This window comes from Streptomyces sp. NPDC048291 (genome assembly GCF_043201715.1).
GTDB lineage: Bacteria > Actinomycetota > Actinomycetes > Streptomycetales > Streptomycetaceae > Streptomyces.
In genome coordinates, this window is sequence record NZ_JBICZC010000003.1 from 149,634 (window position 1) to 163,708 (window position 14,075).

The 14,075-nt window shown below is 72.5% G+C and carries 11 protein-coding genes; 4 read left to right on the plus strand and 7 right to left on the minus strand.

Features of this window, described 5'->3' with window-relative positions; genetic code table 11:
* Positions 1–35: 35 nt before the first annotated feature.
* Positions 36–464 carry a VOC family protein gene (locus tag ACGF5O_RS08325; RefSeq protein ID WP_393809119.1) on the plus strand — a complete coding sequence of 143 codons (429 nt, stop codon included), beginning with the start codon at positions 36–38 and terminating at the stop codon, positions 462–464.
* 35 nt (positions 465–499) lie between these two features.
* Here ACGF5O_RS08325 and ACGF5O_RS08330 read toward each other — a convergent pair whose 3' ends face one another.
* Complete coding sequence (locus tag ACGF5O_RS08330; RefSeq protein ID WP_393809120.1) at positions 500–1,489, minus strand: helix-turn-helix transcriptional regulator; 990 nt, start codon at positions 1,487–1,489, stop codon at positions 500–502.
* A gap of 92 nt (positions 1,490–1,581) precedes the next feature.
* Here ACGF5O_RS08330 and ACGF5O_RS08335 point away from each other — a divergent pair, with 92 nt between their 5' ends.
* The gene (locus tag ACGF5O_RS08335) at positions 1,582–1,980 is read left to right on the plus strand and encodes a VOC family protein (RefSeq protein ID WP_393809121.1); all 399 of its coding nucleotides are present in this window, start codon (positions 1,582–1,584) and stop codon (positions 1,978–1,980) included.
* A 52-nt stretch (positions 1,981–2,032) separates the two neighbouring features.
* On the opposite strand, the gene ACGF5O_RS08340 is transcribed toward ACGF5O_RS08335, so the two are convergent.
* A complete protein-coding gene (locus ACGF5O_RS08340) occupies positions 2,033–2,551 on the minus strand; it encodes an adenylate kinase (RefSeq protein ID WP_393809122.1) in 519 nt (172 codons plus the stop codon).
* Between the two features lie 156 nt (positions 2,552–2,707).
* On the opposite strand from ACGF5O_RS08340, the gene ACGF5O_RS08345 reads away from it, so the two are divergent.
* Both ACGF5O_RS08345 and ACGF5O_RS08350 read left to right on the plus strand, forming a co-directional pair.
* Positions 2,708–3,475, plus strand: a complete 768-nt coding sequence (locus ACGF5O_RS08345; protein WP_393809123.1) for a hypothetical protein — start codon at positions 2,708–2,710, stop codon at positions 3,473–3,475.
* Positions 3,476–3,543: 68 nt separating this feature from the next.
* Positions 3,544–4,749 carry a cytochrome P450 gene (locus tag ACGF5O_RS08350; RefSeq protein WP_393809124.1) on the plus strand — a complete coding sequence of 402 codons (1,206 nt, stop codon included), beginning with the start codon at positions 3,544–3,546 and terminating at the stop codon, positions 4,747–4,749.
* Between the two features lie 82 nt (positions 4,750–4,831).
* On the opposite strand, the gene sbnA is transcribed toward ACGF5O_RS08350, so the two are convergent.
* The 5 genes from sbnA to ACGF5O_RS08375 are packed head-to-tail and all read right to left on the minus strand — an operon-like array spanning position 4,832 to position 13,990.
* Positions 4,832–5,977, minus strand: a complete 1,146-nt coding sequence (gene sbnA, locus ACGF5O_RS08355; protein ID WP_393809125.1) for a 2,3-diaminopropionate biosynthesis protein SbnA — start codon at positions 5,975–5,977, stop codon at positions 4,832–4,834.
* 36 nt (positions 5,978–6,013) lie between these two features.
* A complete protein-coding gene (gene sbnB / locus ACGF5O_RS08360) occupies positions 6,014–7,084 on the minus strand; it encodes a 2,3-diaminopropionate biosynthesis protein SbnB (protein ID WP_393809126.1) in 1,071 nt (356 codons plus the stop codon).
* Positions 7,081–8,085: a TauD/TfdA family dioxygenase gene (locus tag ACGF5O_RS08365; RefSeq protein WP_393809127.1), complete on the minus strand. Its 1,005-nt coding sequence runs from the start codon at positions 8,083–8,085 to the stop codon at positions 7,081–7,083. Before ACGF5O_RS08365 ends, sbnB begins: the two co-directional genes overlap by 4 nt.
* A gap of 39 nt (positions 8,086–8,124) precedes the next feature.
* On the minus strand, positions 8,125–11,397 hold the full coding sequence (locus ACGF5O_RS08370; protein WP_393809128.1) for an amino acid adenylation domain-containing protein: 3,273 nt from the start codon (positions 11,395–11,397) through the stop codon (positions 8,125–8,127).
* A 13-nt stretch (positions 11,398–11,410) separates the two neighbouring features.
* On the minus strand, positions 11,411–13,990 hold the full coding sequence (locus ACGF5O_RS08375) for a Pls/PosA family non-ribosomal peptide synthetase (protein ID WP_393809129.1): 2,580 nt from the start codon (positions 13,988–13,990) through the stop codon (positions 11,411–11,413).
* Positions 13,991–14,075: the final 85 nt, after the last annotated feature.

Here is a 14,075-nt window from a genome sequence, read left to right on the forward strand (position 1 = left end):
GTTCGGGACCGGAGTCCGCCTGCTATGGTGCGCCGATGTCAGCGATCAAGGAGTTCCAGGTCACCTTCGACTGCGCGGAACCCGAGCGTCTCGCGCGCTTCTGGTGCGAGGTGCTGGGGTACGTCGTACCGCCGCCACCGGCGGGGTTCACCACCTGGGACGAGTTCAAGGACGCACAGCCGGCCGAGCAGCGGGACGCGTGGTTCGCCTGCGTGGATCCCTCCGGAGTGGGCCCGCGCCTCTACTTCCAGCGCGTCCCCGAGGGAAAGGCCGTCAAGAACCGGGTGCACCTCGATGTGCGGGTCGGCACCGGACTCGTGGGTGCGGAACGCCTCGCGGTACTCGAGGCCGAATGCGCGCGACTGGTCCCGCTCGGCGCGGTACACGTGCGGACGCTGTACGACGGCAACGACGCGTGCATCCCGATGCTGGACATCGAGGGCAACGAGTTCTGCATCGACTGAGGGTTCCCCGGGACGGGACGGGCGCCGCCTCGCCGTCAGGCCCCGCGGGCGCGGGACGCCAGGCGGGCGGCGAGTGCGGCGACGAGGTCGCGCAGTTCGTCGGGGCGCTCGATGACGAACGGCCGGTCGAGCGCGGCGAGTACGGGTGGCAGCCAGTCGAGCCGCTCCGCCCGCAGCTCGACCCGCCACCAGCGCTCGGCCGCCCGGTCCCGGCCTGCCGCGGGCTCGTGCTCCGCCAGGCTCGCGACCCCGGCGGGCAGGTGGGCGCGGATCTGCGCCGCCGTCCCGTGGATCCGCAGGGTCACCTCGTGCCGGTACCCGGCCGTGGCGAACGCCGACAGCAGGCGCTCCGCCGGTGCGGGACCCTCGGGCGCCTCGAAGGAGCCGGGCAGGGTCCGCGCGTCCGCGATGCGGTCGAGCCGGAGGCTGCGGTCCTCGCCGATCCCGGCGTCCCTGCCGGTGACGTACCACCGGCCCGCGTGGGCGACGATCCCGTACGGGTGCAGCGTGCGTTCGCTGCGTCGTCCGTCGCGGTCGGCGTAGCGGATCGAGACCGGCCTGCGGTGGCGTACCGCGTCGGCGACGGTGAGCAGGACCCCGGCGTCCGGAGGGTCGGACTCGGCGGGCCGGTCCGTGAAGGCGAGGGCCTCCAGGAGGGTGTCGAGCCGGCGGGCGACGGGCTTGGGCAGCACCCGCCGGATCTTCGCCGACGCCGTCTCGTTCGCCGCGCGCTCCGCCGTCGTCAGCCCCGCCCGGCGGCCGGCGACCAGGCCGAGCAGCACGGCCAGTGCCTCGTCGTCGCTGAGCATGAGCGGCGGCAGGCGGTACCCGGGGGCGAGCCGGTACCCGCCGTAGCGGCCGCGCACCGATTCGACGGGCACGTCCAGGTCGATCAGCTGGTCCACGTACCGCCGCACGGTGCGTCCTTCGACGCCGAGCCGGTCGGCGAGTTCGGCCACGGTCCGGGTGCCGCCCGACTGGAGCAGTTCCAGGAGGGTCAGCACGCGGCCGGTGGGTCGGGACATGTGCACAACCTAGCCCGAATACCGGACCGATTCTGTCCGCTATTTCTCCTAGCCTGCGCTGTGCACGCCTTCAGCACGGCCAAGGAGATCCCATGGACTTCGTCTCGATCCGCATCATCACCGGCGACGTGGCGCGCCTCGTCGCGTTCTACGAGCAGGCCACGGGGGCCCGGGCGACCTGGGCCACCGAGGACTTCGCCGAACTCCGGACGGCCGGCGCGACCCTCGCGATCGCCGGTACCCGCACCGTCCCGCTGTTCGCCCCGGGCTCCGCACGCCCGGCGGCGAACCAGAGCGTGATCACCGAGTTCCTCGTCGACGACGTGGACCGCGTCCACCGGAACCTGAAGGGCTTCGTCGACGACTTCGTCACCGAGCCCACCACGATGCCCTGGGGCAACCGGTCGCTGCTGTTCCGCGACCCCGACGGCAACCTCGTCAACTTCTTCACCCCCGTCACCCCGGCGGCCCTCGCGAAATTCGGCCGCTGACGCCCCGGGCTGCGCCTCGGCCGACATCTCGGCCTGCGTCTCGGCCGTGACCTCAGAGGGTTGTCAGCCAGGCCGCCGTGTCGTCGGGGTGGGCGAAGCGGTGGGTGTGGAGCGGGGCGAAGCGGGGATCGCCGACCCGGCGCCCGATCTCGCGGCTCCGGGCGCCGTGCTGGGACCAGGCCCACCAGGCCGGGTGCTCCCGGCTCAGCCACCCCGACCAGGTCTCCCTGTTGCCGCCGAACAGGGACTCGCGGGTGACGGTGCGCCGGACGGACCTGCGCAGTACGCGGGGCATGACGACGCGTCTGGGATAGTCCAGCCAGATCACGGTGTCGGCCCGGTCCCACAGCAGGTCACGGACTTCCGGATAGCCGAGCGAGTCGACGACCCAGCGAGGCCCGGCGGTGAGTCGTGCGACGTCCTCGGCCAGTTCGCCGTTGACGGCCCAGCCGGGGCCATTGAAGTACAGGGCGTCCATCTCGTGGTACGGCACGCCCAGACGGCTGCCCAAGGTGCGGGCGAGGGTGGACTTGCCCGCGCCCGTCACACCCACCACCAAGATCCGTTCCACCGGTGCACCCTACCCCGCGCGCGACGTCGCCGTCCGGGCCGGTTCCGGCAGCGGGTGCCGGGCTCCCCTGAGTACCGCTACTCATGCCCGCCCGCGCCCGGGCGGGGACGATGGGTCGTGCCGGCGGACGGGCGGCGGGAGACGGGGGCACGGACCATGGGCAGATTTCTCGGGGCGGTGGCGGCGGTCGTGGCGGCGGCCACGGCGCTGGTCCTCGCGTATGTGGCGGGGGCGCCGACGGCGGTGGTGTTCGCGGTGGGGGCGGGGGCGCTGAGCCTGCTGTGGCTGCTGCTCCTGCTCACCGTGCCCTGGAACCTGTACTTCCGGGCGCATGCGGTGCTCGCCGAGATCGCGGTCAGCCGGGAGAAGGGCATGACGGTTCCGGCGGCCCGGGACGCAGAGGCCGCGCGCATCGCCCGCGCGATGCTCCGGGCGGCGGTCGCGGGGCACGTCGTCACGGCCGCGGCCGTCGTCGCGGTCGCCTGGGCGACGGGCGAGTTCACGGGGTACTGGTTCGCCGCGTTCTTCCTGCTGAGCACCTTCTTCCGGCCGGCCGGCGCGTACTTCGGCCAGCTCCGCGGGCGCCTGGGCAGCCTCCTCAAGGACGTCACGTATCCGCGGGACGACGTCGTCGAGTTGCAGGCCCGGCTGAACCGCGCCGAGGCCGGGACGCGGGTCCTGGAGGAGAAGGCCGAGGAACAGTACCGGGCCCTCGCCGAACTGCGCCGTACCGTCGACGCGTTGGCCCTGGGCTCGGAGGAGCGCGCCGAGCGGGCGGACCGCAGGATCACCGCGCTGGGCAGGGAGTTCGAGTCCACGGTGAACCGGCTCACCGACAACCAGGAACTCATCGCGGGCGTCAAGGCGTTCCTGCGGCTGCTGCGCTCCGGCGACGCCTCGAACGGCATCCCGGCCGCCGGGTGACGGGCCGCTGGGTGACCGGCGTCGGCCGGCCGGCCGTCTCCGGCGCCCGCGCTGTCTAGGGTTGGGGCATGGACGCCAGTACAAAACCCCCCGCCCCGAAGGTCGTTGACCCCGCGGAGCTGCTCGCCGACCCGTACGCCGGGTACGCCCGGCTGCGGGAGGCCGGGCCCGTGCACCGGGTCGCCGGCACCGACGGGCTGCCGGCCTGGCTGGTGACGCGGTACGACGACGTGCGGCAGGCCCTGGCCGATCCGCGGCTCTCCCTGGACAAGGCCCATGCCAAGCCCGGCGGTTACCGCGGGCTCGCGCTGCCGCCCGCGCTCGACGCCAACCTGCTGAACATGGACCCGCCGGACCACACCCGCGTCCGCCGCCTGGTGTCCCGGGCGTTCACGCCCCGCCGTATCGCCCTGCTGCGCGAACCCGTCCGGCGGACCGCCGGCGCCCTGCTCGACGCGATGGCGCCCCTCGGCCGTACCGATCTGGTCGCCGCCTACGCGGCACCGCTGCCCATCGCCGTGATCTGCGAGCTGCTGGGCGTGGCCGAGGGGGACCGGCCGGACTTCCGGGCCTGGACCGACGCCCTGGTCGTCCCGGACCCCACCCGGCCCGAGCGGGCGAAGGAGGCCGTCGGGGCGCTGCTGGCCTTCTTCGCGCGGCTGCTCGCCGGCAAGCGTGCCGAGCCCGCCGACGACCTGCTCTCCGCCATGATCGCGGTACGGGACGAGGAGGACCGGCTCAGCGAGGACGAGTTGATGTCGCTGGCCTTCCTGATCCTGTTCGCCGGGTACGAGAACACCGTCCACCTGATCGGAAACGCCACCCTGGCCCTGCTGCGGAACCCCGGGCAACTGGCCGCGCTACGGACGGATCCGGACCTGCTCGGGCCCGCCGTGGAGGAACTGGCCCGCTACGACGGGCCCGCGCCGCTCGCCATCCGCCGCTTCCCGACCGAGGACGTCGCCATCGGCGGGGTCACCGTCCCGGCCGGCGAGACGGTGCTGCTGTCTTTGGCGGCGGCCCACCGCGACCCGCGCCGCTTCGCCGAGCCCGACCGGCTCGACCTCGGCCGCGACGCCACCGGGCACCTGGCCCTCGGCCACGGCATCCACTACTGCCTCGGCGCACCGCTGGCCCGGCTGGAGACCGAGATCGCACTCGGCGCACTCCTCGCACGCTTCCCCCGCCTCGAACTCGACGTGCCGGTCGACCGGTTGGAGTGGCGTCCGTCGATGCGCACCCGCGGGCTGCGCGCCCTGCCCGTGCGCTACTGAACGGGCCGGCGGGCACACCACGGCCCCCCGGATGCCGCCGCTCGGGCGTCTCCGGGGGGCCGTGGTCCGGCGGGCGCCGCCGTCAGGTGCTGGTGCGCCTGCGGGCCGGCGCGCGGGAGGCGGACTTGGGCTCCCGGGGCAGGGTCTTGCGCGGTGCGGTGTCCCTGGTGTCGAGCACCTGGTCGCCGTCCACGGTGTCGAGCACCCGGTCGCCGTTCGCGGTGCCGGGGACCCGGTCACCGTCCGGGGCGGCGAGTACCCGGGCGCCGTCCACGGTGTCCAGCACCTGGTCGCCGTACAGGTCGTGCAGCCAGTTGGTCTGGTAGATGGTGTCGAGGTAGCGCTCGCCGAGATCCGGTGCGATGGCGACCGCGGTGAGGTCACGGGCGTCGTGCCGGGTCAGCCAGTCCGCCGCGCCGCTGACCACGGTCCCGGTGGAGCCTCCGAAGAGGAAGCCGTGCCGGGCCATGCGGTGGCACATCCGGATGGTGTCCGGCTCCTCCACCTGGATCACCTCGTCGACGAAGGACTCGTCGAGCAGCGGCGGGCGCATGCTCATGCCGAGGCCGGGGATCATCCGGCGGCCGGGCTCGCCGCCGAACGCCACCGAGCCAGCCGCGTCCACCGCGACGATCCGCACCGGACGGTGCCATTCGCGGAAGTAGCGGGCGCAGCCCATCAGGGTTCCCGTGGTGCCCGCGCCGACGAACAGCACGTCGAGCTCGGGGAACCGGCGGGCGATCTCCGGGGCGGTGGTGCGGTAGTGCGCCATCCAGTTGCCCGCGTTGGTGTACTGGCTGAGCCACACGTACCGGTCGTCCGACGCGCACAGCGAGCGGACGTACTCGATCCGCGTGCCCAGGAACCCGCCGTTGGCGTCCTGGTCGGCCACGATGTGCACCTCGCTGCCGAGCGCCTCCATCAGGAGCCTGGTCGACAGGTTGCAACGGGAGTCCGTCACACACAGGAACCGGTAACCCTTGCTCGCGGCGATCATGCTGAGCGCGACGCCGAGGTTGCCGGAGGAGGACTCGACCAGGACGGAGTCCGCTTTCAGGATTCCGTCCCGCTCGGCCTTCTCCACCATCTCGTTGGCGGCCTTCAGTTTGATGGATCCGGCGAAGTTGAAGGCCTCGCACTTCAGGTAGAGCGGGTGTCCGCAGATCGACTCCAGGTCGACGTAGAGGTCGCCCTCGTTGAAGGCGTAGGGAGCGGAGATGACAGGCACGGCGGGCCTCCTGGTGCCGGGCCGAGGACGACGGCCTCAGCCGTAGCGGCGCAGTTCGTGGAAGAAGTCATCGATCAGACCGAGGTCCCCGGCCCGGGACACCTCGTCGTAGACGTACTTGCCGACGGCGAGGTCGAGGACGCCGAGTCCGAAGGGCGAGAAGACCACCGGGCGGTCGGGCGGCGGGGCGGCCCGGCCGGCCATGACGTCGCCGAGGGTTCCGTTGAGGAAGTCACGGCTGCCGGTGAGCTGTTCGGCCAGATGGGGTGACGTGTCGGCCTTGAGGCAGTGGTCGACGTCGTCGACGAAGTTGGCCGCGCCCAGCAGGACCTCGGGGGCGAGGTCGCGCAGGGAGACGTGCAGGACCAGCGGGTTGTGGGTGAACCAGGCCGGGTCCGTGACATGGGGTTGTCCCGCGATGGTGGCGAAGACCAGCAGGTCGCTGCCGCGGACCAGGTCCTCGGCGCTCTCGTGGACGGTGATCCGCGCGCCGCCGCCGGTCTGCTCCAGGTAGCCGCGGAAGCCGCCGGCGCTGTCGGCGGACAGGTCGTGCACGCCGATCTCGTCGAAGTCCCAGCCGGTGCCGGCCAGGAACGTGTGGATGTAGCGGGCGATCAGACCGGTACCGAAGAAGCCGACCCGGCGGGGGCGGGTGCGGGTGCGGCTGAGCCAGTCGGCGGCCAGGGCGGCGGAGGCCGCGGTCCTGGTGGCGCTGATGATCGAGCTCTCCAGGCAGGCGAACGGGTAGCCCGTCTCCTGGTCGTTGAGGATGAGCACCGCGGACGCCCGCGGCAGCCCGCTGCTCACGTTCTCCGGGAAGCTGGAGACCCATTTCAGTCCGTCCACGTGGACGGAGCCGCCGAGGGAGGCCGGCAGCGCGATGATCCGCGAGGTCGGCCGGTCGGTGAAGCGCAGGAAGTACGACGGCGGGTTGACCGAGTCGCCCGCGTCGTGCAGCCGGTAGACGGTCTCGACCAGCTCCGTGAGCTGTTTCTCGCGCCCGCTCAGCGCCTGGTGCACCTGCTCGCCGGTGATGACCGCGAAGGTCGGTACGGCGGGCCGCCCGGGGGTGGCGGACCGGCTGCTGGTCGACAGTGTGTCGGTCATCGCTCGCTCGCCTCCGTCGCCGGGCGGTCCTCGGCCGGCCGGACGGGTTCGCCCATGCCGACGAGCACCTGCCGGTCTCCGGTGAACGCGTCCCGGCTGTGCGCGGTGCGGATGTTGTCCACGAGCAGCAGGTCGCCCCGCTGCCAGGGTTCGCGCCGGGTGTGCGCCTCGTAGGTGCCGTTGATCAGCTGGACGACGTCCTCGCCGATCGGTGTGCCGTCGCCGTGGCGGGTGTTGAACGGCAGTCCGTCCGCGCCGTAGACGTCCACCAGGTACTCGCGCACCTCGGGTGCGAGGGTCCACTCGTTGAGGAAGGCGATCTGGTTGAACCAGCAGCGGCGGCCGGTGACGGGGTGCCGGACGACGGCGCTGCGGCGCTGCTCGGTGCGCAGCGAGCCGTCGGGCTGCCAGGTGAAGTCGATGGCGTTGGCCCGGCAGTAGCGCTCGATCTCGGCGTGGTCGGCGGTGCCGAAGGACTCCGTGAGGCTCGCGCCGATCTCGTCGTTGTAGAACCGGGTGAGGATCCAGCCCTCCCGCTCGAACCGTTCGACGAGCCCGGCGGGCAGTGCCCGCAGCACCTCCTCGGCGTCGGCCACCGCCGTGGCCCCGCCCTGCTCGGGCGCGGTGAGGCAGGCGAACAGCATCAGGCCGGGCGCCTGGCGGAGATAGCTCAGCTCGTGGTGCATGCACATGGGCTGGTTGGCCGGCCAGGGCGTGGCCGCGTACACGCCGGGCCCGTGGGTCTCGCGGGGGGCGAAGGCCTCCCGCTCCGTCATGAGGTCCCCGGCCAGGTGCCCGAAGACGGCACCGGTCTGGGCGGTGTCGCGCAGTCCGAGGCCGCGGACGACCAGTGCCCCGTGCTCGGTGACCTGGGCGCGCAGCGCCTCGCGGTGCTCGGCCGCCCATTTCGGGGGGTCGTCGGGGGGATCGACGCGCAGGAGTGCCGGCTTGTCCGGCCGCAGCTCCACGTCGAGCGGTGATGCCAGGGAGGAGAACGGCATCTCGGGTTCCTTTCGGTCGACCGCCTGGGGTGTGACGGGTCAGGAGGAGGCGAGGGGGAGGACGGTGGTCAGGACGGCCCGCGCGGCCTCGGCGGGGCGGGTGCGCAGGAAGTGGTGGCCGCCGTCGGCGAGTTCGTGCAGCTCGACGCGGTCGGCGAGGAGCAGCCAGTCCCGGTGGTGCCGGGCGTGGCCGGCGGTGTGCGGGTCGTCGGCGGCGACGACCACCGAGAGCGGCGCGGACACCTTGACGGGCGGCGGGGCTTCCAGGGCCGTGCCGAAGTAGCGGTGGGCCGCGACGCAGTCGTGCCGGTAGGCGGCGGCGATGTGGGCGGCGTGCCGCGGGTTCAGCTCGGCGAGTTCGGGGTGGCCGCCGTCCGCGGCCAGGCGCGTCGCGAGCTCGGCGTCGCTCAGGTGCGCCAGTTCGGTGACGGCGGTGTGCCGTTCGGCGGCGGTGCCGAGGAGGTGCGCGCCGAGGAACAGCCGTTCCACGTGTACGCCGCGCTCCTTGAGCCGCCTGGCCGTCTCCATGGCCGGTGCGGCTCCGGAGGAGTGGCCCCAGAGCATGACCCGGGTCGGTCCGCGCGCCGTGAGTTCGGCGGCGACCTGCTCGGCCACCTCCTCGACGGACGCGAACGGCTCGGGGGGTGCGGCGAGGTTGTGGCCGGGCGGGTCCACGGCGAGGACGGTGAGGCCGCTGCCCGCCAGGGCGCTCGCCATCGGCTGGTAGTTGACCGCGTTTCCGCCCGCGGAGGGGAAACAGACCAGGGCGCACTCGTCGGCGCCGGTCCCGTCCGCCAGGGTCAGCAGCAGCTCCGGGCGCTGCCGGGCCGGCCCGTCGAGGAGGGCGGCCAGGTCGGCGAGGACGGGGTGCCGGGTGATGTCCTTCAGGGACACCGCGCGGTCGAGGGCGAGGCTGAGCCTGACCGCGGTCAGGGAGGTGCCGCCGGAGTCGAAGAAGTGGTCGGTGCGGCCGACCTGTTCCTCGGGCACGCCGAGCAGTTCGGCCCAGGCCGCGGCGACCCGCCGTTCGGTCGCGCCGAGTTCGCCGGCCGGCGTCCGGTGCGGGTCGCCCGTCGCCCGGTGTGCCTCGCCGGCGGGGGCGGCTTCGGCCTGCCTGGTCAGGGCCTTCTTGTCGATCTTGCCGTTGGCGGTCAGCGGGAGGCTGTCCTGCCAGTGGAAGGCGGAGGGCACCATGTAGCCGGGCAGTGCGGCGCCGAGTTCCTCGCGCAGGGCCTCGGGCCGCTGCCGGGTGCCGGAGTAGAAGGCGATGAGCTGCTTGCCGCCGCCGGTCCGTTCGGCGACGACCACCGCGCCGTCCCGTACGCCGGCCACCCGGAGCAGGCAGTTCTCGATCTCGCCGATCTCGATCCGGAACCCGCGGATCTTGACCTGGCTGTCCCGGCGGCCGAGGAACTCCAGCTTGCCGCCGGGGTGCCAGCGCCCCCAGTCGCCGCCCAGGTAGAGCCGTTCGCCGGGCCGGTAGGGGTCCGTGCGGTACGCCTCCCGGGTCCGCTCGGGGTCGTTGACGTAGCCGCGGCCCACGCAGACGCCGGAGAAGGCGATCAGCCCGGGGGCGCCGAGCGGTACCAGCGCCAGGTGCTCGTCGACGACGTGGACGCGGATGTTGTTGACGGCCCGGCCGAGCAGCACCCGCTCGGGCACCTCCCGGAGGAGTTCGTGGTTGGTGTCGTCGGACGTCTCGGTCAGGCCGTAGGCATTGAGCAGGCCGATGCCCGGCTGGACCGCCAGCCAGCGCTGGACCAGTTCGCGCTTCAGCGCCTCGCCGGTCACCGACACGTACCGCAGGTCCGGCAGGGCGCGCGGATGCTGCTCCAGGTAGGAGACCACGACCTCCAGGTACGACGGCACGAGCTGGGCCACGCCGACCCGGCCGCGCTCCAGGGTCTCGGTGAACCGTGCGACGTCCGTGATGACGTCCTGCTCGACCAGCAGGGTCCGGCCGCCGGCCAGCAGCGGGGCGACGAGCTGCCACAGGGAGATGTCGAAGCACTGCGGGGCGGTCTGGGCGACCACGGTCCCCGCGCCGATCTCCAGGTCGTCGATCTTGGCGTGGAGGTGGTTGAGCATGCCCGCGTGCTCGCACATCGCGCCCTTGGGCTCGCCGGTGGAGCCCGAGGTGAAGTAGATGTAGGCGAGTTGACCGGGTTCGACGCGGATCCCGGGGTCGTCGTCGGGGTGCGGTTCGGCGTAGGCCGTGTCGAACGGCAGCTTCGCGACGTCCGGCAGGGCGGCCAGCGCCCGGTCCAGGGTGCCGGTGCTGCCGGGTTCGGTCAGCGCCAGCCGGCAGCCGGCCCGGGACAGGGTGGTCTCGATGCGGCCGGCCGGGAAGTGCGGTTCGATCGGCAGGTACACGCCGCCCGCCTTGAACACCGCCAGCACCGCCGCCAGCCAGTCGAGGGTGCGCTCGGAGACGACGGCGACGACGTCCTCCCGGCCCAGGCCGCGAGCCAGCAGGGCGCGGGCCAGCCGGTTGGCGCGCCGGTTGAGTTCGTCGTACGTCCACTCCCGGGTGCCGTGCACGGCCGCCACGGCCTGCGGATGCGCCCGCACCCGCTGCTCGAACAGTTCGTGGGCGCGGGCGTCCGGCAGTGGGCGGTGCGGCCCGGCCAGGCCTTCGAGCTGCTCGTGCCGTTCCTCGGCCGAGAGCAGGCTCTGCCGGGTGTGGTCGGCGTCGGGGTCGTCGGTGAGCAGCCGCAGCGCGGTCAGGTGGTAGCCGCCGATGCGGGCGGCGGCCCCGGCGTCCAGGACGTCCGTGCGGTACCGCAGGCTCAGCGTCAGCAGGCTGTCGTGGTCGGTCCAGCGCACGTGCAGTGCGTCGTCGTCGGTGTGGTTCCCCCCGGCACCGGGGGGACTCCAGACCACCTCGTACGACGGCTCCGTCAGCCCGAGTTCGCGGCGCAGTCCGGCCACCGGGTGGTCCTGGTGCGCCTGCACCTCCGCCTCGGCGTGTGCGGCGGCCGAGAGCAGGGCCGCCCAGCTTCCGGCGGGGACGGGCACCCGGCACGGCAGCGGTTCGCCGCCGGAGACGGTGGTGTGCCCCGTGACCACCTCGGGCTCGCCGGAGAGCGCGGCCAGCACCTTGAGGTGGGCGGCCAGCAGCACGGTGCCGGCCGGCAGGCCGTGCCGCGCGGCCAGTTCACGCACCGCCCGGGTGAGGTCGTCCGGCAGCGGTGTCTCGTGCCCGGCCGTGCCCGGCACCGGTTCCCGGGCCCAGCGGGGCACGGGGGTGGCACCGCCGGCGGTCAGTGTCCGGGTCCAGAACTCCCGGTCCGTCTCCACGCGCGTTCCCATCGAATGGCCTTCCTCAACTCACGGTCGCCGTGGCGGCGTCGGCTGCTGTCGTGACCCGGGCGACGCCGGCGGACCGGCTGACGCCGTCCGGCATGTCCACCGCGGGATTGCCGCCCCACCGGGCGTGCGGGGGGACCTCCTCGCCCTTCATGAGGAAGGAGTCGGGTTCGAGCACCGCGCCGTCGCCCATGGTCACGCCGTAGTGCACATGGGCGGCGATGCCCAGGGTGCAGCCGTCGCCGAGCGTGGTGACGTCGGACTTGAAGGTGCCGTCCTCCTGCGAGTGGCACTGGATCTTGCTGCCGGCGTTGAGGGTGCAGTCGTCGCCGATGGTGGCGAGGGTCCGCTCGGTCAGGTAGCAGCCGTCGTCGAACACCCTGCGGCCGATGTGCACGCCCAGCAGCCGCCAGACCAGGCTCTTGAACGGGGTTCCGTTGAAGAGGTTGAGGAAGTGGTCCGGTACCTTCCACAGCCGTTCGTGCCACCAGAAGTAGGGGTCGTAGATGGAGCACAGCCGGGGACGCAGCGCCCGGAAGGAGGCGAGGCAGCGCTCGACCAGGACGAAGTAGGCGGCGGAGAAGGCGAGGGTGAATGCCAGGTAACCGCCTATCACCACGTGGCCGACCACGCCGTAGAGGTCCACGGAGGCGAGGCCGAACAGGGTGAGCGCGAAGGTGTGGAGCCAGCGCAGGAACAGCATGAGCGCCATGGAGCAGAGGTTGTAGCGGTTCTTCGCGGCCAGCCGGTGGCGAAACGTTTCGCCAGTCCTGAGGTGGTCGAAGCCGGCGTCGCGCTCCACCGAGCGGGGGATCTCGAAGCACGGTGACCCGAGGAGCCCCACGCCTTCCCGGACCTCGCCGTCGAGGGGCACCATCACCTTCGTCGCGAGCAGGCAGTTCTCACCGGTCCTGGCGCCCGACGGGTAGGCGATGTTGTTGCCCAGGAAGTTGTGCGCCCCGATCGAGGCCCGGGACAGCCGGAAGGACGTGCTGGAGAAGTCCGCGTTGAGGACGGAGAGGCCGTCGGCCACCATCGTCCCGCTGCCGACGGAGACCAGCAGCGGTGTCTCGTGCTGCACTTCGGTGCCGAAGTTCGACCCGGTCTGCTCGACCCGCGACAGGTCGTAGCCGATGCCGCGGAGGTAGCCCACGATGTAGGAGCTGTCGCCGAAGAGCCAGGCGAAGAACCTGACGTTCGTCATGCGGGCCGTGGTCCGCTGCAGCGCGTAGTGGAAGCCGTAGAGCGGATAGACCTTGTCGGGCTTGACCAGGAGGCCCAGCAGGCGCGGCAGGGTGCACAGGGCCGCGAGTCCCAGGACGAGGAAGCCGAAGAAGAGCACGGCGGAGAGCAGCAGGGCGTCGGGGAGCAGTTCCGACCAGCCGAGCGCGACCGTGTTCGGGTCGAGCCGCTTGCCGATCACCGGTACTTCAGTGAACAGCATGTAGGCGCCGCCGACGGCCAGCGGGACGTACACCAGGAGCAGTTGGAGCAGCGTGCCGAGGCCGAACCAGGCGCGGCGCAGGGTGCCGCAGTTCGCCGGGGCGATCCTGACGTAGTCGGTCCGGGTGGGCTCCGCGGGGGATCCGTGCCAGCGCTCGCCGTCCGGGACCGCCTGGCCGCGGTGCAGGGCGGAGGAGTGGCCGAGCTGGGCGCCGTGGCCGAGGGAGGTGTCGATGTCCAGCACGGTCTTCTCGCCGACGAAGGCGTTCGCGCCGAGGGTGATGCGGCCGGTCTGGATGTGCCCGGCGTGCGCCCGGTAGCCGAGGAAGAAGGAGTCCTTGCGGATCACCGTGCCCGCGCCGACGGTCAGCAGGTCGGTGCAGACGGGAACGGAGTGGGAGAGGATCGTGACGCCCTTGCCGATCCGTGCGCCGAGGGCCCGCAGGTACAGCACGTACAGCGGGGTCCCGGTGAGGAAGACCATCGGGTTCGCGTGCAGCAGCGCCTTGACGAGCCAGAACCTGAAGTACGTCAGGCCCCAGACGGGGAACTCACGGGGGCGCCAGCGGCCGACGAGCAGCCATTTCGCGACGACGGGGAAGGCGCACAGCGCCACGAACGCACCGCCGCCGAAGAGCAGCGACCGCAGATAGACGTCGGCAAGTCCCTTGCCGGTGGCGATCCACTCGTATCCCCTGGCGGTGACGAATCCGGAGACCAGGGAGTAGCCGAGGAAGACCAGCAACTGGAGGGTTCCGCAGACCAGATGGTTCCACCGGCCGGCGCGCGGGCCCGGCGCCGGTGACGGCTCGGACTGCTGCGGGGCGGGCACCGGATCGACGGGAGCGGGGGCGGTCCGGCCGAGTGCCGCCGCCAGGCTCTGGATCGTGGGGTGGCGGTAGATGTCCCGCATGGACGGCGACGGGAGATCGGCGGCCTTGCGTATTCGGGCACAGAACTGGGCCATCACCAGGGAGTTGGCACCGAGGTCGGTGAAGAAGTGGCTGTCGAACGGGACGGTCTCGGCGTCGAGGAGGTCAGCCAGCGCCTGCGCGAGCCTCCGCTCGGTCTCCGCCCCTGTGGGGCCGGTTCCGGTCAGGGCGACGGCAGGTTCATCCGGCTCCGAAACGACCTCGGAGGACTGTTCCACCATGCGATCTCCTGGAGAACGTGGATGTTCCTGATCACGAACCGGCGGATTCAGTCTGTCCGGATAAGGGCCTCACGTGCCACTTGTC